Below are 21,673 nucleotides of genomic sequence, written 5' to 3'. Positions count from 1 at the left end.
TTAGTTAGTTTAACGTTATATAAAGGTACTTGTAGGAGGAAATAGCAATGAAATTTAAAAGAACAGAGAGAATTGGAGCGATAGTTAAAATACTATCTGACAATCCAAATAAAATATATACATTAAGTTATTTTACAAATCAATTTAATGCAGCAAAATCAACAATAAGTGAAGATTTATTAGTTGTAAAGAATGTATTTGAAAAACTTCATTTAGGTAAAGTTATAACTATCTCAGGAGCAGCAGGAGGAGTAAAATATATACCTAAAACTTCTATAGCAGAAAATGCAGAGTTCTTAATGGAATTATGTGAGAAAATATGCGACAAGTCTAGAATATTATCTGGTGGTTTTTTATACTTGATTGATTTAATTTATGACCCTACAATAGCTGCTAAAATAGGAAAGATATTTGCCTCAAATATTGATTATGTAGATGCAGATTATGTTGTAACAATGGAGACAAAAGGTATACCTATGGCACTTATGACTGCTAAAGCTATGAATTTGCCTCTAGTAATAATAAGAAAAGATATAAAAGTATCAGAAGGTCCTACTCTTAGTATGACATATGTGAGTGGTAATAGAAGCTCTAAGGTTGAGAGTATGAGTTTGCCAAGAAAAGCCCTTAAGCCAGACAGTAAGGTTATAATTATAGATGATTTCATGAGGGGTGGAGGTACTATAAAAGGAATGGTAGACCTTATGAATGAATTTGGTGCAGAAGTTATAGGTACTGGAGTATTCATATCTACAACAAACCCTTCAGAAAAGATGGTAAAAGATTATATCTCATTAATTCAGTTGGATGTCGATGGAGATAAAATAGTAGTAGAGCCAAATTTAAAGACTTTTAAAGATGAATATAGAAATGAAGATTTAGATGAGGAAGAAGATTCAGAATTTGAATTTGAGATAGATGAAGATTAATAAAAAAAATATTTAGAAAAATATGTAAAAATAAAAAGAGGATATCCCTAGTTGTTCATAGAATTACTTAAAAAACAGTTTATATTAATTTATTCCAGCGATAATAATTTTAATATAAATTAATTTCTGTCAAAATCAAAGGGGGATATTTTGGTATGAAGATAACTGACGTAAGAGTAAGAAAATTAACAGAAGAAGGTAAGATGAAATGTATAGTTTCAATAACTTTCGATAATTTGTTTGTAGTACATGATATAAAAGTTATAGAAGGCCATAATGGCCTATTTATAGCAATGCCTAGCAGAAAAGTAGGCGAAGGAAATTTCAGAGATATAGCTCATCCAATAAATGCAGAAATGAGACAAGTTTTAGAAGATGCAGTTTTACAAGCGTATCATGAAGCATTAGTTCAATGGGAAGTAGCTGCTGAATAATAATAAATATATAAAATGGAGAGAGCCCGAACATTTAGGCTCTTTTTAAATGGAGAATTTGTATTAAAATATGTACTTTTTAGTAAAAAAGTGCTATATTATTAGTGATAATGTATATGTTGTATACAAATTGTCAAATAAATGTATTATAATGTATATTGATTGAGAGAATAATACGAATAAAATTAAATTGATTGAATGGAGTGTATCAATGAACTTTAAAGCTATAATCCTTGCCGCAGGCAAAGGAACAAGAATGAAGTCTAAATACCCAAAAGTTATTCATAAAGTATGTGGAAAAGAAATGGTCAACCATATTATAGATGTTTCAAAAAAATCTGGTGTAAAAGATACTGTTGTGATTTTGGGACATGAAGCTGAGGTAGTAAAAGAAAAACTAGCAGAAGAAACTATAATAGCTATGCAAACAGAACAGCTTGGAACAGGACATGCTGTAAAGATGGCTAAAGAATATATTAATGATGAAGATATAATAGTTGTACTTTGTGGAGATACTCCACTTATAAAGGAAGAGACATTAAAAAAATTATTTGAATATCATATAGAAAATAAATATCATGCCACAGTTCTTACAACAAGAGTTGGAAATCCAACAGGTTATGGTAGAATAATAAGAGATAAGAAGGGTGACCTTCTTAGAATAGTGGAACAAAAAGATGCAAATTCAGAAGAAAAAATGATAAGTGAGATAAACTCTGGAATTTATTGTTTTAATGGTAAGAGTCTTAGAGAAGCATTAGATTTGTTAAATAATAACAATGCACAAGGCGAATATTATTTAACTGATACTGCTAAAATAATGAGAGATAAAGGTCTTAAAGTTGGTGCATTTGCAGGTTCAACTATTGAAGAGCTTATGGGTGTTAATTCAAGAGTAGAATTATCAAAAGCAGAAGAGATTATGAGAAGAAGAATAAATGAATCTCATATGGTAAATGGAGTGACTATAATAAACACTAACTCTACCTATATAGAATCTGATGTTGAGATAGGTAATGATACTATAATATATCCAGGAGTTATGTTACAAGGGAAAACAAAGATAGGTTCAGATTGTATAATTGGGACAAATTCATCTATAACAAATTCAGAAATAGGTGATGGTACAGAAGTAAAAAATTCAACTATAATTGATAGTAAAGTTGGAGAAAATACTACTATTGGTCCATATGCATATCTAAGACCAAAGAGTAACTTAGGAAACAATGTAAAAATAGGCGATTTTGTTGAAGTAAAAAATGCTGTTATAGAAGATGGTTCAAAGGCATCTCATCTTTCTTACATAGGAGACGCACATGTTGGTAAAAATGTAAACATTGGATGTGGAGTAGTCTTTGTAAACTATGATGGTAAAAATAAATTTAAATCAATAGTAAAAGATAATGCATTTATAGGTTCAAATTCTAACCTAGTTGCACCAGTAGTTGTAGAAGAAAAAGGATATATAGCAACTGGTTCAACAATAACACATGATGTTCCAGATGGAGCTTTGGCAATAGCTAGAGAAAGACAAGTTATTAAAGAAGGCTGGGTAGAAAAGAAGAATCAAAAAGATGCAGAAGGTAAGTAATCATTAGTTTATTATTTTGGCTAATAAATTTAGCTCGAAATTATTATAAATTATATTCACTAGGATTTTAAAATTTTCAGGAGGGTTACATAAATGAATACTAGCGGAAGCGAGATTAAAATTATTGCAGGTAATTCATCGAAAGAGTTAGCGCAGAAGATAGCTGACTATATAGGTGTATCAGTGCTAGACTGTGAAGTAGGTACATTCAGTGATGGTGAAATATGTGTAAACATGAATGAGACAGTAAGAGGTTGTGATGTGTTTGTAGTACAATCTACTAACAGTCCAGTAAATGATAACTTAATGGAGTTATTAATCTTAATTGATGCATTAAAGAGAGCATCAGCAGGAAGAATAACAGCAGTTATTCCTTACTATGGATATGCAAGACAAGACAGAAAAGCTAAGGCAAGAGATCCAATCACTGCTAAATTAGTTGCAAACTTAATAACTGCTGCTGGAGCAGACAGAGTATTAACAATGGATTTACATGCAGCTCAAATACAAGGATACTTTGATATACCACTAGACCACTTATTAGGTGGAACAATATTAGCAGATTACTTCAATGAAAAGAAAATAGAAGATTTAGTAGTAGTATCTCCTGATTTAGGAAGTGTTACTAGATCAAGAAAATTTGCTAATACTTTAAATGGAGAAGTACCAATAGCTATAATAGATAAGAGAAGACCAAAAGCTAATGTATGTGAAGTTATGAACTTAATAGGTGACGTTAAAGGTAAAAATGTTATACTATTAGATGACATGATAGATACAGCAGGAACAATAGTTAATGCGGCAAATGCACTTAAAGAATTTGGTGCAAAAGATGTTTATGCTTGTTGTACTCATGGTGTATTATCAGGACCAGCTATTGAAAGAATTTCTAATTCAGAGATAAGTGAGTTAATAGTTCTTGATACTATACAACTTCCTGAAGAGAAAAGAATTGATAAGATAAAGATAAAAACTGTAGCTCCTTTATTTGGTGATGCTATAAGAATGATATTCTCTAACGAATCAGTAAGTAAATTATTCTAATTTATTAGATTTATAAGAGTTGTTTAAAAGGATATAAAACTTTTGGACAACTCTTTTTTGTTATTTTAATTTATAGGAATATTTTAGATGTGTATATGTAATTTTAGAAAAGGATTATAGTTTAAAACTTCAGTGTATTTAAGTAAAAATAAGTGTAAAAAGTAAATAAAATTATGAATATTATGAATATAAAAAATATTTAGAAAAAGTATTGAAAAATTTTAGATTATGTAGTATTATGTAAATATAAATAAAGAAAGAGGTGTTTCCAATGGGAAGGTCAGAAGATGAACCCTTAATAATTAAATGATTCAGTCACAATCTATAAGGAATAAAAAAATCTATTGAAAGTTTATTTATAAGAATTGAAAATAGTATCTATTCTATATCTTTAATGTTTGTGAGAGGGTTCTGGATTATATAAAGTTACTGTAAAGAAAGTAATTTTGCACAATAAGCATATCTGTAAATGAAGAATTTCGTTTATATAGTGATTGTGGCTGAATCATAATTAAAAGAGATAGAATGTTTATAATAGATGATTTTAATAAAATACTATATTGTAATAGCTTCTAGCTTTCAAATAAATATTAGCAAAGGATGGAAATGACGATGATAAAACTAAATGATAATTTATAAATATCTCCTTACGATATATGATAATTGTAGGGAGATGTTTCTTTTTTTGTATAGTCTAAATATTTCTAGAAATTGTGTTTCAATATGTAAAAAATTGGTATATATAAATAATATAAACTTAGTTGATAAAATTTGGTAACTATTATATAATATAAGTGGATATGTATATATAATTATGCATTACCCTGAATTTAATAAAAATAGAAACGCTGATATATGTTCTGTGATTTGGGCACCTTGGGACATATGGAGTTAGTGGTGCAACCGGCTATGGAATTGTATTTATTTATGGATACTTTTATTTTCATAGCATTTTTTGTTTTAAGATGGTTATATGCTAGAAATAAATCTGGTTAGTACGTGTAAATAACTTTACTTAGATTTTAACCAGGTATATTATAAGTAAGTATTAATTAAAAAAATTGAGGGGGAATAAAAATGAAGTTAAGAAAGAATAAAAAAGGTTTCACTTTGGTGGAATTATTGGTAGTAATTGCAATTATAGGTATATTAGCAGTAGTAGCAGTTCCAGCTTTATTTAGTAATATAAATAAGGCTAAGGTAGCAAGTGTTGAGTCTGATTATAGTTCAGTTAAGAGTGCAGCATTGTCTTATTATTCAGATGAGAATAAACTACCTGTAAATGCAAGTAAATTAGATGTATTTGGATCATATATGGAATCTATACCAACTAAAGCAGATATAGGAGGTAGTTATGAGCTTACTGTAACTGGAAATAAATTGGCACTAAAAATAGATGATGTTACATTAACAAAAGCACAAATGGACAAATTAATAAGTGACATAGGTGAAGATAAAATATTTACAGATTCAAAACTTACAACAGCGTTAAATGCTGCAGAAAAAGCTGGTGTGAAAAATATTCCAATATATCTAGTTCTTATTGATAATACAAATTTATAATTAAGTAGGAAAATATACTAGTTTCAAATTAATAGAATTTAAAAGACAGGAAGAAAAATCTTCCTGTCTTTTTATACTATTTTCTTTAATATCCAATCACAAATGATGATATAATTGAGATAGTAAAGGAGTGAAATCTGTGGCTAAAAAAGTTAGAATAGGAGACAAACTGGTTGAAAAAGGATACATAACAGAAGACCAGCTTAAATGGGCATTATCAGAGCAAAAAAACAGTGGGAAAAGACTAGGAGAATTTCTAGTACAAGAAGGTCTTATAGATAGTAACTTATTAATAAGTGTATTAAAAGAACTTTTGGATATAGAAAGTGTATTTTTAGAAGGAACAGAAATAGACACATTAGCTACAAAAATGGTTCCAGAAAATATATGTAAAAGATATACGATATTTCCATTCAAAATCGATGGAGACAAGATATGTCTAGCCATGTCAGACCCACAAGATAGAGAAGCAGTTCAAGATGTAAGACGTATGTCAGGGAAAGATGTAGAAATATTTATATCGAGTGCAGAAGATATAAACAAAGCAATAGGTCATGCTTATGCTCATTCAGAAATAAATAAGGCAATGACTGAGTACAACAAGAATAGAACTGGTGGAGTAAGAGAAACAGTAATACTTGAAGAAGATGTAAACGCAGCTCCAATAGTAAGATTAGTAAACAACATACTAGAAAATGCTGTGAGAATGGAAGCAAGTGATATACATATAGAACAAAGCGAAAATTACATGCGTGTTAGATTTAGAATAGATGGTATGCTAAGGGAATATATGAGAATGAACTCAGCGCCATACAAAGCAGTAGTAAGTCGTATCAAAATAATGTCAGATATAAATATATCTGAAAAGAGAATCCCACAAGATGGCAGAATTTATTTAAAAGTAGATAACAAACCTATAGATTTTAGGGTTTCTACAATGCCAACTAATAGGGATGAAAAGATAGCCATGAGGGTTCTTGATAAGAGTAATTTTATGGTTAGTAAAGAAGTACTAGGAATAGATGAACATGGCTCTAAGATATATGACGAGTTGATAAACACTCCTTATGGGCTTATATTGGTAGTTGGTCCTACTGGAAGTGGAAAGACAACTACATTATATTCAATGTTAAATCAATTAAATACAGAAAATAGGAACCTCCTAACTATAGAAGACCCTATAGAGTATGAATTACCTGGCGTAAATCAATCTCAAATAAATGAAAAAGCAGGTCTTACCTTTGCCAGTGGACTTAGAGCTTTTATGCGTCAAGACCCAGATATAATAATGGTTGGGGAGATAAGGGATACTGAAACTGCGGAAATAGCAATAAGAGCTTCTCTTACAGGACATTTAGTTTTAAGCACATTACATGCAAATACAGCAGTTGGAGCAATTTCTCGTCTTTTAGATATGGATGTAGAAAGTTTTTTGATAACCTCATCCGTTTTAGGGGTAATATCTCAAAGACTTACAAGAAAAATTTGTGAGCATTGTAGGGTTTCATATGAAGCAGATATTGGAGAAAAAAAGGCTCTTGGTATTGATATAAATGAATCAGTAACTATTTATAAAGGAGAAGGATGTGAAAGATGCAATAATACGGGATATAAGGGGCGTCTAGGTATATTTGAAATGCTTGAAATAACACCAGAAATAAAAGAGTTAATAGATTCATCTGCCAATCAAAGAGAAATTTTAAAGGTAGCTAGACAACAAGGTATGATTAGTCTAAAAGAGGATATAGTTAAAAAGGTTTTAAATGGAAAGACAACAGTAGAAGAAATGATTAGAATAATTTTGATGACTGATTAAAGGATGATATTATGAAAAGTTTTAAGTATACAGTGATAAAAGAGGATGGAAAAAAGCAAACTGATGTGATTGAAGCTAATGATTTTAATGAAGCTAGAAATCTACTTAGAAAAAGAAATCTTAGAGTTCTCGAAATTAAAGAAAGTAAAAGTAAAAATATAAGTGTCTTTAGTAGAAAGAGAAAAAAAGACTTAGGAGCTGACCAGATAAGCCACTTTTGTAGACAGTTTGCTATTATAGTATCTTCGGGTATAAATAGTATCTCAGGCCTAGAAACATTAGCCAGAAGGTCAACTAATGTTACCTTGAGAGAAGAAATTAATCGTATAGTGGCAGAAATAAAAATAGGTTCTACTATTGCAGATTCAATGCTTTCATCAAAATCAAAGTTTCCAAAATTACTTGGAGCTATGGTAGCTACAGGTGAGGCCACAGGTAAATTAGATGAAGTACTAAAAAGTATGGCTTCATTTTACTCAAGTGAACATAGAATTAAGCAAAAGCTTAGAAATGCAGCAACATATCCATTAATAGTTTTAATTTCTTCATTTATAATGATTTTTATATTTACAGCATTTATGGTGCCTAAGATGGTTAATTCAATTACAACAGTAGGTGCAACCCTTCCCCTTATAACAAGAATTGTTATGGGGTTTGGTATGTTTATGAAGAAGTTTTGGATAATAGTACTTCTAGCTATTATACTGTCCATTTACCAATTTAAGAAATATTTAAAAACACCAATTGGTAGAGCACATAAAGATAGAGTCATAAATAAGATACCTATTTTAGGAAAAGGAATAAACTGTATGGTAGCTACACGTTTTTCAAGAGCATTGTATCTATTTGTATCAACAGGGTACCCATTAGTTCAGGGACTTGATTATATTATAGATAGTGTAAATAATACCATGGCAGAAAAGATTTTGTCATCAGCTAAAGATGGAATAACAAGAGGTGAGGGCTTAGCAGAAAACTTAGAGAGATATACCTATTTTGATTCTGTATTAGTGCAGATGATAGCTATAGGAGAGCAGACAGGGGAGTTAGAGAATATAAGCAGACAGATGGCCGAATTCTATGAGTATGAATCCGAAATTTATTTAAATAGGATGGCATCAATGATAGAACCTGTTTTAATAATTGCAGTTGGTATTATAGTTGCGGTACTGGTTGTATCAATATTTATGCCAATGCTTAGTATATATGATGCTATGTAGGAGGGAAAGGACAAATGAACAAGGTTTATGTATCATATTATGGCGATTCTATTTCCATAGTTGAGGGCAGATATAAACATGATAAAGATAAGTTTTATATAAAAAATTTTAATGCGTTTTCAATAGAGGATATTGCACAAGATTTTTCTAAGGAAAAGTATGCTCTATTGAGATACGCATTAGAAAATATTAAGTTAAAATCAAGACATGTAGTTTTTTGTTTAAATACAAGAGATGTAATTCTAAAACCCCAAAAACTCCCTAAGATGGATAAAAAGGATTTAGATGGATTTATGAAGCTAGAAATGGATGAGATGATGGCTTTGGAATCAGATGAATATGTGTTTTCATATGAAGTATCTAGTGAAACATCAGATAGTTCAACTGGTGAGGAGTCAAGTCTAAATCTTATCATTGGAGCTATAAAAAAGGAAGAAATAAATGCAATTGTAGAGATAATGCATGAGTTCGATTTAATATTGGATAGAATAGACACATTATCAACTGCTTATTTAAGAATTCTTAAAAATTTGGATTACAACGATATAATGGTAACTAACATAAGTGACAATAGTACAATTATAAATATATATAAGAAAGATACTTTATTTATTAGTGATAATATACCGATAAGAATAACTGCAAAAGATATGGAAATGCAATTATTAAATGTAGTAGAAGAATCAAAAGGTCTTATGAATTACTATTCGTCAAGAAACTTTGGTAAGGTTACAGATACCATATTAATATTAGGAAAAAGATATTCAAATAAATTGATTTATGAGGCTTTTAGTTCTGCATTTTCAAATTATGTTTCTCAAGGTCTTACTGAAATAATGGATATATCTGATATGATAACTGGAGATATAGATGAAGATGATATAAATTCAATTGTAGAGCTTCTAGGAAGTATGATAGAACCTAAAGGTAAAAAGGATTTTGAAAATATAAACTTTTTACCAATGGATATACTCAAAAAACAGATGAAAGCCAAGCAAGTGAAAAACATGCTAAAAATAGCACCAATAGTTATTTTAGTTCTTGCTATTCCATATTTATGTTTGATTTTTTCAAATAGCTTAGCTAATAAAGAGCTTGAAAATGTTAATGATGAAATAAGAAGTATTGAATCTGCATATTATCAGATTGGAAATATAGAAAAGATGATACAAAGCAAAACTGAAGAAATAAAAGTATATGATATGTTAATTGGGAAAAAGGTGAAGTGGGAAAATTTATTGGATGATATAGATAAAAATACTCCAAGTAGAGTTGAGCTAACAAGTTTATCAACTACTTATCAAAATCTTGGCACTACTAATAAAACTGAAAACTCAAATAATGATAAAGCTACTACAAATAAATCAAGTAATAATGAAACAAAATCAAACACAAAAAGCAATAGTGATGGAAATAAAACTAGTAGTGATTTAAGTGAAGAGAAGACTACAAATATATCAGAAGCATTAACTGGGGATAGTGAAACTAATGATACAGATACAGAGAAGGATGATAAGACACCATTATATGACAAGATACCAAATATCATAAACATAGAAGGAAATGCTAAAGATTCTTCTTATGTAGGTCAATTTTTATATAAACTAAAGGGATTGTATTATTTTGAGGATGTTAAATTACATAGCATAAAAAATAATGAAGAAGATTCTAATTATACATTTAACATGACATTATACCTGAAAGAAGGTGTATTAACTAATGAATAAAGATATATTTAAAAAAGATATAAAAGATATATTCAAAGTGGAAGTTACTCTAAAAGGAATTCTTATAAAAGTCATAATTTTATTAGCTATTTTATCATATGGCTACTTTGGGCTTTATCCTCAATACCAAAAATATGTTGCTACAAAAAATTCTGTAAAACAATCTACAGAAAAATTAAATACGTATAAAGAGAAAACAGCTCTTATGCCAAAATATGAAAAACAACTTAAGGAAATTGAAAGTGAACTTAAAGAAAAAAGTAAAAACCTTTTATATGATATGCAAGACGGTCTTTTTTTAATAGGTCTAGACAAAAAAATGAAAGCATACAATATAGACTTAACTAGTTACGATGTTGGAAACGTTAGAGAATATGAACATTTTTATGGTATATCAACAACAATAAGTGTTAGAGGTGATTATAGAAACGTCAAGAAATTAATGGCTTACTTAGAAGAACAAAAAAATGTTACTCAGATATTAGATTATACAATGACTTCATATATAGAGCCAGAAAAAGAAGAAAAAGAAACGACAACTAGTAAGGATTTAATTAAAAATGTGAACATAAATAAAGATACAAAAATATATTGGGTAGAAGGCGAAGATAGATGGCACTTATATAATGATTGTCCATTGATAAAAGAAGGAGAAATTCTAAAAAATGATAAGCTTTTAGATAGGTCTACTAGTTATCTATGTAATACTTGTGTACTTAGAGCAGCTACAGAGAAAGAAATACAAAAAGAAGTTGTAGCTCCAGAAGCAGAAGGTGTAGTGGATGCTACATTCAAATTTATAATGTACACTAAGGATAATACTACTATGATACTTGATACAGATAATCCATCTTCATGGAGACCAGGAAAATATAATCCATTTAAGTCTAGTGCAAAATAAAGCTAAATGGGCTTTAAAGATAGGTGATAAACTTGTACAAAAATAATGAAAAAGGTCTTACCTTATTAGAAATAATCATAGCTGTATTTATATTGACTATAGTTTTAAGTATTTCTTATAAAGTGTTTAATGGTATAACATTAGCAGTAAAGAAACAACAAATCATTACAGATGCTCAAGTAAATGTTAATTTGATTAATAAGTATCTAAATAGGGATTTGGAAAACTGTAAAGAGGTAACCAAAGCTAGCTCAGGTGATAATTATGAATATAATATAGAGACACCAGATAATATTGTAAGGTATGAAGTTTCTATAGAAACCAAAAATAATACAGGAGTATATTCTGTAACGAGAATTCAAGAAAATACTTCTGATGCTGATAATGCAGTTAGAGAAGAAATAATCTCTAATCAACCACTAGTTCAAAATAATAAAGAAATGAAGGAAACACCATTTAAAATAGAGAAGCAAACTGATAAATCTATTTATACTGTAAGTATATACTATAATGAATCAACACAAGAAAGTCAGAAAGACAGTGATTTAAACAATAAGACTTATACATTTGATGTTATGTCTAGAATTGGGTAATAAGAATTTATTTAAAAATAAGTAGGTTGATAAAATATGGGTAAAAAGAGTAATGAAAAAGGATTTTCCTTAATTGAAGTGCTGGTAGCCCTGGCTATTATGGGAATTATACTATTTGCATTTTTTAACATTATCAATACTAATAACAAAGCTAACACTAAAAATGACACAGATATAAGTTCCTTAAACTATGTTCAAAGTGAAATAGAAAATCTGAGGGGAAAAATAAAGAGTGGAGAATTTGATTTTGATAGTTTAGATAAACAAGAAGATGGGAATGTTGTGTATGAAAAACTAATAGATAAGTCAAAAAAAGTAGTGTATGATAAGGCACTTAGTAAGGATGATGTGAGTCTATATGATACTCCATACGAAAAGATTACAACTATAAAAGATAAAAATGGAGATTTAATTGACAAAGAAAGTATTGCAAATAAGATAAAGATTACTGTAGAAGATAAAAATGGTCAAATATATAAAATAACTGCAATTGGAAAAAGTATGAATGACTATTCAAGTAAAAAAGAAGTTAAAATTGTAACTGAAATATTTAAAGATAAATAATTTTACTTGGGGGTGAGATTTTGAGGAAGTGGAATAAATCTAAAAGTGAAAGAGGGGCAGCTTTAGTTTTAGTTTTGGTAGTGGTGGCATTGCTTTCTATTGTGGGATTGACATTTTCAAATCAGATAGCTAATAGAATAAAATCTACAAAGACTACTAATGAGGGTATACAAGCAAAGTATTTGGCAGAAACATGTGTGGAAAATAGTATTGATAAAACATATACAAAATTATATGATGAGCTTGAAAAAATAGATAATGAGTTTAAAAATGAAAATAAAGAAAAATCTATATCTAGGTCAACATTAAGGAATATATCAGAGACAGATATTAATAATCAAGATGATGAAAATCTTCCAAAAGAAAGATTAGGTTATATGAATAATGTAAAGTCTTATTTAAGTAAGGCTTCTTCAGATTTAGAAAAAGCTAGTATAGAGTTAAAAAAATTACAGGATTTAAATATACTTGATGATAGAGATTTTGAAGAAGTAAATATAAATATTCTATCACATAGAGATTCTATATTAGCAATCTTGAAGAATTATACTTCTGGAGATATAAATAAAATAAGTGAAAGTGTTTTGGATGGAGATATAAATTCAACTACGATTACTGAAACAAAGTTAATAAATAATGATATTATTTTAAAAATGTTCTTAGATGAAGGGAAAGTTGAAAAAGAACAATTAAATCCTACATTTTCATACACTTATAAGGCACTAGATAATATTTCCTTGGCAATGCAAAATATGATTGAGTATAGACATACATTTCATATTGATGACCCAAAAGTAGAGGTATCTGATGGAATTCCAAATTCTCAACAATATTATGACTTAATACAAAGTTCTATAATGAATAGTAAGAAATATAATTGGAAGGATACATGGGAGAAATTAGAAGTATTATTGAAAGATTTACCAAATCAAACTGAAGGATTTAATTCCTTAAGAGTTCATTTGAGAAATAATGTAAGAAAATTTGAACAGTTAAGTGATAATATATCTAATGGTAATAAAAATACGGCAGAAGCTTTTCTAGAATATAAAGATTTATTATATGAGATATCAGAACAATGTAATCAGTTAAAAAGTATGTCTTATGAGAAGATACCAGTTAGATATGACAATATGGCTTTGATAACAAACTTCAATTATATACAAAATGATCTTTTAGCAGAAATAAAGTGCAGACTGAAAGAATTAAAACCTCAAGAAGTTGATAAAACAGAAGACACTACTATAAAAATACCTTTTTACAAAGCTGACTATGATATGACAAAAGAAGGTTGGCCAGAATTAAAAGAAAATGGCTCAGGGTCAGAATTGAGTTTGATAGTAACTGGGGATGAAGACGGAATAAAAGAGGTAGAAATTAAAGAAGGACAAGAAAAAATTCTCGGATTAGGTGTTGAAGAAAACTCAAATTCAAAATATGAAGTTGAGGCTAAAGTTAAATTTAATATAAATGTAGATTCAAATATATTAGATAATTATGATATAAAAGACAAAATTTCAATTAGCCATGACATAAGTTCATACAAAAAGGTAAACTAAACACAAAAATACAACTTAGTATAAACGAATAAGTAATAAATTAACTTTGTATATTTATTACTAAAAAATAAGTAAACTAATAAAAGATATGGAGATTAAATATTATGTATATTTATGATTTATTGGAGCAAGGTATAAGACTGAACGCATCAGACATACACATAACGGTTGGAACGAATCCTGTAGCTAGAGTAAAAGGTGGATTTGTAAAGCTAAGTGAGCAGATACTTACACCAGAAATAACAATGCAAATGGCAAAAGACATAGCAGGGGAATCTATGTTTAAAGTAATAGAAGAACATGGAGAAGCTGATTTTTCAGCTTCTCTAAAAACAGGTGAAAGATTTAGGGTAAACTCATATAGACAAAAAGGCGATTACGCAATAGCAATAAGAACTATAACAGCAGAGATACCAACTTTTGAGAAATTAGGTCTTCCAGAAAATATAAGGTCATTTACTGAAAGGCATAAAGGATTAGTTTTAGTTACAGGTCCAACAGGAAGTGGTAAAAGTACAACACTTGCAAGTATGATAAATATAATAAATGAAACACAGCAAAAACATATAATTACACTTGAGGACCCAATAGAATATGTACATCATCATAAACAAAGCTTGGTAAATCAAAGAGAAGTAGGAACTGATACAGAAAGTTTTCACTCAGCTCTTAGAGCTATCTTGCGTCAAGACCCAGATGTAATACTAATAGGAGAGATGAGAGACCCTGAGACTGTATCAATAGCATTAACAGCAGCAGAAACAGGGCATTTGGTATTTTCAACACTACATACAGTTGGAGCAGCTAAGACAATAGATAGAATAGTTGATATGTTCCAACCATCTCAACAGCAACAAATAAAGACTCAGTTATCTACAGTTTGTGAAGGGGTAGTGTCACAACAATTACTTCCTACAGCTGATGGAAAAGGTAGAATAGCTGCTATTGAATTGATGTTTGCTACTCCAGCAATAAAAAACTTAATAAGAGAAGGAAAAACATATCAGATTCCAAACATGATACAGACTGGGGTTAAAGCAGGTATGAAGACTATGGACCAAGATTTAATGGAACTTTATAAAAACGGAAAGATTACAAAAGATATGGCACTTAGTAGATGTACTGACCAAGAGTTTATGACAAGGATGATAGGTGGAGTAAATTATAATGGACATTATAATCGTTAATTTATATGTATTTATAGTTGGACTAGTATTTGGAAGTTTCTTTAATGTTTGCATTTTTAGGATTCCAGAAGGTATATCTATTTCTAGACCTCCATCCCATTGTATGAGTTGTAACACTAGATTAAAGCCTATAGACTTGATACCAGTACTAAGCTATTTAATAAGTGGTAGAAAATGTAGATATTGTTGTGAGAAAATCTCTAGTAGATATGCTCTAGTAGAATTAATTACAGGAATTTTATTTTTAACAGTGTTTATGATATATGGAATATCTACAACAGCCATTTATTATTTAGTTCTTGTGTCTTTACTGATTATAATAACATTTATAGATATTGACCACTTTATAATACCAGATAGAATACTGATTTTTGGAGCTATATTTGCTATAATTTTTAATCTCATTTTTAAAGAAATACCAATTAAGAATTCCATTATAGGAGCTTTTATCTGTGGAGGAAGCGTTTGGCTTATTGTGCTTCTTATTGAATTTATAGTAAAAAAAGAGTGTATGGGTGGAGGAGATATTAAACTATTTGCAATGATAGGTCTTTATATGGGTGTTAAAAATGGTCTTTTGACTGCCCTACTAAGCGTTTATGTAGGTGCAGTATATGGAATTTGTGTGATAATCTTAAGTAAGATAAAGAGAAAGAAATACAATTCTGTTATACCTTATGGTCCATTTATATCAATTGGAGCATTAATAACAATCTTATGTGGGAAACAGTTACTTGAACTTTATTTTTCTATGATTATGTAGAAAATAGTTAAACTTAATCAAGTTTTAATTTTTATAAAAATGAATTAAAGTATTCAATAAGGACAATATTATTATTAACCCTATTACTAACGTGCTGTAGACTATGGAGTATATAATAATAATTTCCTTATTTTTTGCGCATTTGATAAATAAATCTCTAGATATTTTTTGTGCTAGAGGAAAGAAAAATCTATATAATATGTTTTTTATTTACATAATAACTGTAGTTTTATCTGTATTAATATATCTAAAGTTTGGAATTAGTGTAGAATGTGTACAATATATGGTATTAATTCCATTTCTAATAATTATATCCATTATAGATTACTACACAATATATGTATATGATATAACAATAGTTAGTGGTATAATAGTTCAAGGTATAATTTTTTTGGTATTTTGCAATATTGTTAAGTTTGACTATATAAATCATATAATTGGACTAGCAATAGGCTTTGTTATACCTTATATTATTGCTAAATTAACAAAAGGATTAGGCTATGGAGATGTAGGTCTCTATAGCTTATGTTGCTTTGCATTGGGAAATAATTATGGTTTTTATGTGATAGTTTTATCATTTATTTTAGCGTTTTTGTTTTTTGTTGTTTTATACATAACTAAAATATTTAAAGGTATAAACATAAAAAGGCAGATTCCTTTTACACCTTTTATTTCCTTATCAACAATTATAATAATATTTACAGAGTATAATATATTTGATTTTTATTATAGTTTGTTATACAAATTTATATAACAGGAGGTAAGAAATGTACGTAGTAGTAGGGTTAGGTAATCCAGGAAAGAAATATGAGAAGACTAGACATAACGTTGGATTTGATGTTATAGATATTCTTGCAAAAGAATACAACATTAGTGTCACTAAAATAAAGCATAAAGCTTTAATTGGTGAAGGTAGAGTAGGTACTGAAAAAGTATTATTAGTAAAACCACAAACTTATATGAATTTAAGTGGAGAAACATTAATAGATATATATAAATATTATAAGGTTGATTTAAGTAATATAGTAGTAGTATACGATGATATAGACTTAGAGGTTGGAAAAATACGTATAAGAAAAAAGGGAAGTGGGGGAACACATAATGGTATGAAGTCTATAACTAAATGCCTAGGTTCAAATGATTTTCCAAGAGTAAGAGTAGGTGTATCTAAGCCAGCAATTGGGCAAGATTTAGCCGACTTTGTGCTTTCTAGATTTAGAAAAGAAGAATCTGATAATATAAATGAAGCACTAGAAAAAGCAGCATGTGCTATTGACTCAATAATAAGAGAAAATATAGATATGTCTATGAACAAATACAATGGATAGTGAGAGGGAGATTTAAATGAATGATGTTTTTTTATATCCTTTGCAAAATTCAAAAGAGTATAAAGATATAATAAACTGTATAAAAAATACAAAAGGTTCATTATTAGTTAATGGACTTTTACCAGTACAAAAACCTCATATATCTTATTCTATATTTAATGATTTATCACGACAAATGATTTTTATAACTAGTAGTGATTTAGAAGCTAAGAAAGTATATGAAGATTTAAGTTTTTATATTGAAGATAAAGTTGAATATTTAGGCTTTCAAGATATTTATTTTTATCACTTAGATGCAAAGGACAGAAACGAAGAGGCAAAAAAATTAAAGGTATTATTAAAACTGGCAAATAAAGAAAAAATAATATTAGTAACTTCTATTGAAGCAGTTTTAAGAAAATACATACCAAAACAAGTTTTACTTGATAGTGTATCTCATTATAAGGTGGGAGACAACTTAGATTTAGAAAAATTAACTGAAAAACTAGTTTCATTAGGATATGAAAGAGTTTCAAAAATAGAGGGGTTTGGTCAATTTAGTATAAGAGGTGGAATTATAGATGTATTTTCACTTGAATATACAAATCCAATTCGTATGGAATTATTTGATGATGAGATAGATTCCATACGAACTTTTGACGTATATTCGCAAAAATCAATTGATAAATTACAACAGTTTTCTATTACCCCATCCAGAGAATTTATTTATCCAGAGAAAACTACAGATGCATTAGTTAAACTAAAAAAAGAAACAACTAAGATTACTGATGAAGGTACATTTCAAAATATAGACTATATATCAAGCAAGACTTATTTTGAAGGAGTAGAAAACTATATAGATTATATTTATCCAGAAGAAAACAAAAGTATATTTACTTATCTAGCAGATGATGCAATAGTATTTATAAATGATATAACAAGACTTAAAGAGAGATGTGAAAATTATATAAATGAGTTTAGAGAAAATTATAAACTTAATCTTGAAAGAGGCTTGGCTATTAAAAACCAAGGAAAATTATTATATCATTATACAGACTTAGAATATCTAGTAAAAGACAAGTCTGTAGTTTTAAACTCACTATTGCCAAAGTCTATAAATAATTTTTCTATAAAATCTATAATCAACTTTGAAAGTAGAGAAGTCCCTACATTCAATGGAAAAGTAGATTTGTTAACTGAAGAATTAAATCGTCTGAAATACAATGGATACAAAATAATTTTAGCAACAAATACATTGGAAAGAGCAACTAAGTTGAGTAAAGATTTGTTGGATAAAGGCTTAGAAACAACTATTTCTAAAGATAGAGACCTTGAGATTAAATCCTCTCAAATTATAATTGTGCCTGCACATATAAACAGCGGTTTCCAGTATAAATCCATAAAGTTTGCTGTTATAACAGATAATGAAATGATAGGTGTTTATAAAAGAGCATCTAAAACGAGTAATAAAAAAGCTAAAAAAGGGAAAAAAATCGAATCTTTTTTAGATTTAAGTGTTGGTGATTATGTAGTACATGAAAATAGTGGTGTAGGTAGATACACAGGGATTGAACAGATTACAGTCAATGCTATTAAAAAAGATTACATGAAAATAGTTTATCAAGGTGGAGATAACCTATATGTACCAATAGACCAAATGGATAAAGTACAGAAATATATCGGTGCAGAGGTAGAAAAAGTTAAGTTAAATAAGCTTGGAACCAATGAATGGACAAAGGCAAAAGCAAAAGTCAAAAAAGAAATTGAGGACATGACAAAGGATTTAATTGAACTTTATGCAAAACGTGAAAAAATACAAGGATATAAGTTCTCAAAAGACACACCTTGGCAGGCAGAGTTTGAATCGTTGTTTCCATATCAAGAGACAGAAGACCAATTAAAAGCAATAGAAGAGACTAAAAAAGATATGGAATCAAGTAAGGTAATGGACAGACTTGTATGTGGAGATGTTGGTTATGGAAAAACAGAGGTAGCTATTAGAAGTATTTTCAAAGCTTGTATGGACCAAAAGCAAGTTGCTGTGCTAGTTCCAACAACCATATTAGCTCAACAGCATTATAATACATTTAAAGAAAGATTTGAAAATTATCCTTTAAGAGTTGAAGTTTTAAGCAGATTTAAAACTCCAAAACAACAAAAACAAATTATTGAAGATGCTAAAAAAGGATTAGTAGATATTTTGATTGGGACACATAGAATAATATCAAAAGATATAAATTTACCAAACTTAGGTCTTGTAGTTATTGATGAGGAGCAAAGATTTGGGGTAAAACATAAGGAAGCTTTAAAGAAAATTAAATCTACAGTAGATGTACTTACACTTTCAGCAACTCCTATACCAAGAACCTTACATATGTCTCTAAGTGGAATAAGAGATATGAGTGTTATAGAAGAACCTCCACAAGAAAGACATCCTGTAATAACATATGTTACAGAGAGTAAGGAAAGTGTAATTCAAGATGAAATAGAGAGAGAATTAAGTAGAGGTGGACAGGTATTTTTCGTATACAATAGAGTTGAGCATATTGAAGAGATGGCAAGCATGATTCAAAAGCTCGTACCAGATGCTAGAGTAGCTGTTGCACATGGAAGAATGACTTCTAAATCATTAGAAAATATAATCCTAGGATTTTTAAATAAAGATTATGATGTACTAGTTTGTACTACAATAATCGAAACAGGTATGGACATATCCAATGCAAATACAATGATTATATATGATGCAGATAAAATGGGATTAGCTCAACTTTACCAATTAAGAGGTAGGGTTGGCAGAAGCTCAAGACAAGGATATGCATATCTCTTATATGAAAAAGACAAAACTCTGAGTGAAATAGCTGAGAAACGATTAAAAGCTGTCAGAGAGTTTACAGAGTTTGGTTCAGGTTTTAAAATAGCAATGAGAGACCTTGAAATAAGAGGAGCTGGAAATATTTTAGGTTCTCAACAACATGGTCATATGGCGGTTATAGGTTATGATTTGTATGTTAAAATGCTTAATGATGCAATTAAAAAGGTTAAAGGTGAGCCTATTGTTGAAGAAATTGATGTTGAAATAGACTTAAGCGTAAATGCATACATTCCAGATAATTATATAAAAGATGAATTGATTAAAATTGAAATGTACAAAAAAATTGCTTCTATTGAAAACAAAGAGGATATGCTGGATATACAAGAAGAACTTGAGGACAGATTCTCTGATATACCTAAACCAGTTCAGACATTACTTACAATAGCTTATATAAAATCATTGTGTAAAATATTGAAAATAGAAAAAATAAGACAATTAAAAGATGAAATATTATTAGTTCCAATAACAAAGTATAGAACTAAACAGAAAATAGGTTATAATATAGTTACAGAATTAGAAGAATTATTAGAAAAAATGTGCAAGGCAAAATAACTTGTAAATTTAAGAAGGGATGTTTTAAATTTGAAAAAAGTAATAACGTTGGCAATAGCTATGATTTTGGTAGTATCTATGACTGCCTGTAGTTCTAGTAAAGGAGAAACTGTGGCGACAGTTGAAGGGTCAAAGATATCATCAGATGAATTTAAAAAGACTATAGCTCTTTATAAAGATTCTATGGAACAAACTTATGGAAAAGATATATGGGATAAGGAAGTTGAAAAAGGTGTAAAATATAAGGATAAGTTTAAGGATTTAATTCTTGACCAACTTATAACTACAGAAGTAATATATTCTCAAGCTAAAAAAGATAACTTACTTCCTAAAAAAGAAGATGTTGAGAAAAGTTTTAAAGATTTAAAAGATGCTATGAGCAAAGACGAAAAATATAAAGAACAACTTAAAAAACTAGGAATAGATGACGAATTTTTAAGAGACCAACAAGAGAAAGATTTAGCTATGCAAAATTATCAAAGTAGTTTTACTAAAAAGACTAAGATATCAGATGAAGAACTGAAAAAATATTATGATTCACATAAAGATGAATTTAAAAAAGATGAAGTAGAAGCTTCTCATATTTTATTGAAAACAGTAGATGATAATAACAAACCACTTTCAGATGATAAAAAAGCAGAAGCTAAGAAAAAGGCTGAAGAAGCTCTTAAAGAAGTTAAATCAGGTGAAGATTTTGCCAAAGTAGCAAAAAAATATTCACAAGACTCTACAGCAAGTGATGGTGGCAAATTAGGTTTCTTCTCAAGAGGTCAAATGGTTGCTGAGTTTGAAGAAGCTGCTTTTTCTATGAAAAAGGGTGAAGTATCTAATTTAGTTGAAACTCAATATGGATATCATATAATTAAAGTAACAGATAGAGTAAATGAGCAAACTTCATTTGAAGATGCAAAAGAAACTATAAAAGACCAATTATTAAAAAATAAGTATCAAGAGCAAATAGAAAAATTAACTAAAGAAGCTAAAGTAGAAAAAGATGAAAAAGTAATAGATAAAATCACAATCTAAAAACTAAAAAAAGAGTAATATGCTT

Annotated in this window: 18 protein-coding genes and 1 riboswitch; all 18 genes read left to right on the top strand. The window is 28.9% G+C overall.

The genetic code is table 11. The features are described from left to right. Positions 1-47: 47 nt before the first annotated feature. The 18 genes from purR to ACTG46_RS18500 all read left to right on the top strand — a co-directional run bounded on the left by purR (position 48) and on the right by ACTG46_RS18500 (position 21,648). Positions 48-929, top strand: coding sequence for a pur operon repressor (purR, locus tag ACTG46_RS18585; protein WP_054271952.1), 882 nt, complete (start codon positions 48-50; stop codon positions 927-929). A 155-nt stretch (positions 930-1,084) separates the two neighbouring features. After that, a complete protein-coding gene (gene spoVG, locus ACTG46_RS18580) occupies positions 1,085-1,363 on the top strand; it encodes a septation regulator SpoVG (protein WP_003421453.1) in 279 nt (92 codons plus the stop codon). Positions 1,364-1,574: 211 nt separating this feature from the next. Next, positions 1,575-2,954: a bifunctional UDP-N-acetylglucosamine diphosphorylase/glucosamine-1-phosphate N-acetyltransferase GlmU gene (gene glmU, locus ACTG46_RS18575; protein ID WP_054271951.1), complete on the top strand. Its 1,380-nt coding sequence runs from the start codon at positions 1,575-1,577 to the stop codon at positions 2,952-2,954. A gap of 93 nt (positions 2,955-3,047) precedes the next feature. After that, on the top strand, positions 3,048-3,998 hold the full coding sequence (locus ACTG46_RS18570; RefSeq protein ID WP_054271950.1) for a ribose-phosphate diphosphokinase: 951 nt from the start codon (positions 3,048-3,050) through the stop codon (positions 3,996-3,998). A gap of 832 nt (positions 3,999-4,830) precedes the next feature. Next, positions 4,831-4,916, top strand: a riboswitch (cyclic di-GMP riboswitch). Between the two features lie 159 nt (positions 4,917-5,075). After that, positions 5,076-5,561 carry a type II secretion system protein gene (locus ACTG46_RS18565; RefSeq protein ID WP_479923379.1) on the top strand — a complete coding sequence of 162 codons (486 nt, stop codon included), beginning with the start codon at positions 5,076-5,078 and terminating at the stop codon, positions 5,559-5,561. Positions 5,562-5,700: 139 nt separating this feature from the next. Further along, positions 5,701-7,377, top strand: a complete 1,677-nt coding sequence (locus tag ACTG46_RS18560) for a GspE/PulE family protein (RefSeq protein WP_479923378.1) — start codon at positions 5,701-5,703, stop codon at positions 7,375-7,377. Positions 7,378-7,388: 11 nt separating this feature from the next. Further along, positions 7,389-8,597, top strand: coding sequence for a type II secretion system F family protein (locus ACTG46_RS18555; protein ID WP_054271947.1), 1,209 nt, complete (start codon positions 7,389-7,391; stop codon positions 8,595-8,597). A 14-nt stretch (positions 8,598-8,611) separates the two neighbouring features. Continuing rightward, on the top strand, positions 8,612-10,324 hold the full coding sequence (locus ACTG46_RS18550) for a PilN domain-containing protein (protein ID WP_479923377.1): 1,713 nt from the start codon (positions 8,612-8,614) through the stop codon (positions 10,322-10,324). After that, positions 10,317-11,225, top strand: coding sequence for a type 4a pilus biogenesis protein PilO (gene pilO, locus ACTG46_RS18545; protein ID WP_054271945.1), 909 nt, complete (start codon positions 10,317-10,319; stop codon positions 11,223-11,225). The genes ACTG46_RS18550 and pilO overlap by 8 nt, the downstream gene beginning before the upstream one ends. Positions 11,226-11,248: 23 nt before the next feature. Next, a complete protein-coding gene (locus ACTG46_RS18540; protein ID WP_407964140.1) occupies positions 11,249-11,818 on the top strand; it encodes a PulJ/GspJ family protein in 570 nt (189 codons plus the stop codon). Between the two features lie 36 nt (positions 11,819-11,854). After that, positions 11,855-12,382 (top strand): prepilin-type N-terminal cleavage/methylation domain-containing protein, encoded by a 528-nt coding sequence (locus ACTG46_RS18535; RefSeq protein WP_479923376.1) that lies wholly within the window; start codon positions 11,855-11,857, stop codon positions 12,380-12,382. Between the two features lie 20 nt (positions 12,383-12,402). After that, positions 12,403-13,941, top strand: a complete 1,539-nt coding sequence (locus ACTG46_RS18530) for a hypothetical protein (protein ID WP_219673901.1) — start codon at positions 12,403-12,405, stop codon at positions 13,939-13,941. Between the two features lie 104 nt (positions 13,942-14,045). Next, positions 14,046-15,128 (top strand): type IV pilus twitching motility protein PilT, encoded by a 1,083-nt coding sequence (locus ACTG46_RS18525; RefSeq protein ID WP_054271941.1) that lies wholly within the window; start codon positions 14,046-14,048, stop codon positions 15,126-15,128. After that, the gene (locus tag ACTG46_RS18520) at positions 15,109-15,891 is read left to right on the top strand and encodes a prepilin peptidase (protein ID WP_479923375.1); all 783 of its coding nucleotides are present in this window, start codon (positions 15,109-15,111) and stop codon (positions 15,889-15,891) included. The genes ACTG46_RS18525 and ACTG46_RS18520 overlap by 20 nt, the downstream gene beginning before the upstream one ends. A 103-nt stretch (positions 15,892-15,994) precedes the next feature. Continuing rightward, positions 15,995-16,645 (top strand): prepilin peptidase, encoded by a 651-nt coding sequence (locus tag ACTG46_RS18515; protein WP_479923374.1) that lies wholly within the window; start codon positions 15,995-15,997, stop codon positions 16,643-16,645. Between the two features lie 13 nt (positions 16,646-16,658). Beyond that, positions 16,659-17,219: an aminoacyl-tRNA hydrolase gene (pth, locus tag ACTG46_RS18510; protein WP_021386404.1), complete on the top strand. Its 561-nt coding sequence runs from the start codon at positions 16,659-16,661 to the stop codon at positions 17,217-17,219. Between the two features lie 16 nt (positions 17,220-17,235). Further along, a complete protein-coding gene (gene mfd, locus ACTG46_RS18505) occupies positions 17,236-20,622 on the top strand; it encodes a transcription-repair coupling factor (protein WP_479923373.1) in 3,387 nt (1,128 codons plus the stop codon). 30 nt (positions 20,623-20,652) lie between these two features. Then, complete coding sequence (locus ACTG46_RS18500) at positions 20,653-21,648, top strand: peptidylprolyl isomerase (RefSeq protein ID WP_054271937.1); 996 nt, start codon at positions 20,653-20,655, stop codon at positions 21,646-21,648. The last annotated feature ends 25 nt before the right edge of the window (positions 21,649-21,673 follow it).

It is taken from the genome of Clostridioides sp. LIBA-7678 (assembly GCF_056716065.1).
This window is presented reverse-complemented; position numbering and strand designations above follow the sequence as displayed.

Excerpts from the sequence above, each read along its gene's own strand:
- purR (WP_054271952.1), top strand. The coding sequence starts at position 48 with ATGAAATTTAAAAGAACAGAGAGAATTGGAGCGATAGTTAAAATACTA.
- spoVG (WP_003421453.1), top strand. The coding sequence starts at position 1,085 with ATGAAGATAACTGACGTAAGAGTAAGAAAATTAACAGAAGAAGGTAAG.
- pilO (WP_054271945.1), top strand. The coding sequence starts at position 10,317 with ATGAATAAAGATATATTTAAAAAAGATATAAAAGATATATTCAAAGTG.
- ACTG46_RS18515 (WP_479923374.1), top strand. The coding sequence starts at position 15,995 with ATGGAGTATATAATAATAATTTCCTTATTTTTTGCGCATTTGATAAAT.
- mfd (WP_479923373.1), top strand. The coding sequence starts at position 17,236 with ATGAATGATGTTTTTTTATATCCTTTGCAAAATTCAAAAGAGTATAAA.
- ACTG46_RS18535 (WP_479923376.1), top strand. The coding sequence starts at position 11,855 with ATGGGTAAAAAGAGTAATGAAAAAGGATTTTCCTTAATTGAAGTGCTG.
- glmU (WP_054271951.1), top strand. The coding sequence starts at position 1,575 with ATGAACTTTAAAGCTATAATCCTTGCCGCAGGCAAAGGAACAAGAATG.
- ACTG46_RS18550 (WP_479923377.1), top strand. The coding sequence starts at position 8,612 with ATGAACAAGGTTTATGTATCATATTATGGCGATTCTATTTCCATAGTT.
- ACTG46_RS18525 (WP_054271941.1), top strand. The coding sequence starts at position 14,046 with ATGTATATTTATGATTTATTGGAGCAAGGTATAAGACTGAACGCATCA.
- pth (WP_021386404.1), top strand. The coding sequence starts at position 16,659 with ATGTACGTAGTAGTAGGGTTAGGTAATCCAGGAAAGAAATATGAGAAG.
- ACTG46_RS18555 (WP_054271947.1), top strand. The coding sequence starts at position 7,389 with ATGAAAAGTTTTAAGTATACAGTGATAAAAGAGGATGGAAAAAAGCAA.
- ACTG46_RS18565 (WP_479923379.1), top strand. The coding sequence starts at position 5,076 with ATGAAGTTAAGAAAGAATAAAAAAGGTTTCACTTTGGTGGAATTATTG.
- ACTG46_RS18570 (WP_054271950.1), top strand. The coding sequence starts at position 3,048 with ATGAATACTAGCGGAAGCGAGATTAAAATTATTGCAGGTAATTCATCG.
- ACTG46_RS18520 (WP_479923375.1), top strand. The coding sequence starts at position 15,109 with ATGGACATTATAATCGTTAATTTATATGTATTTATAGTTGGACTAGTA.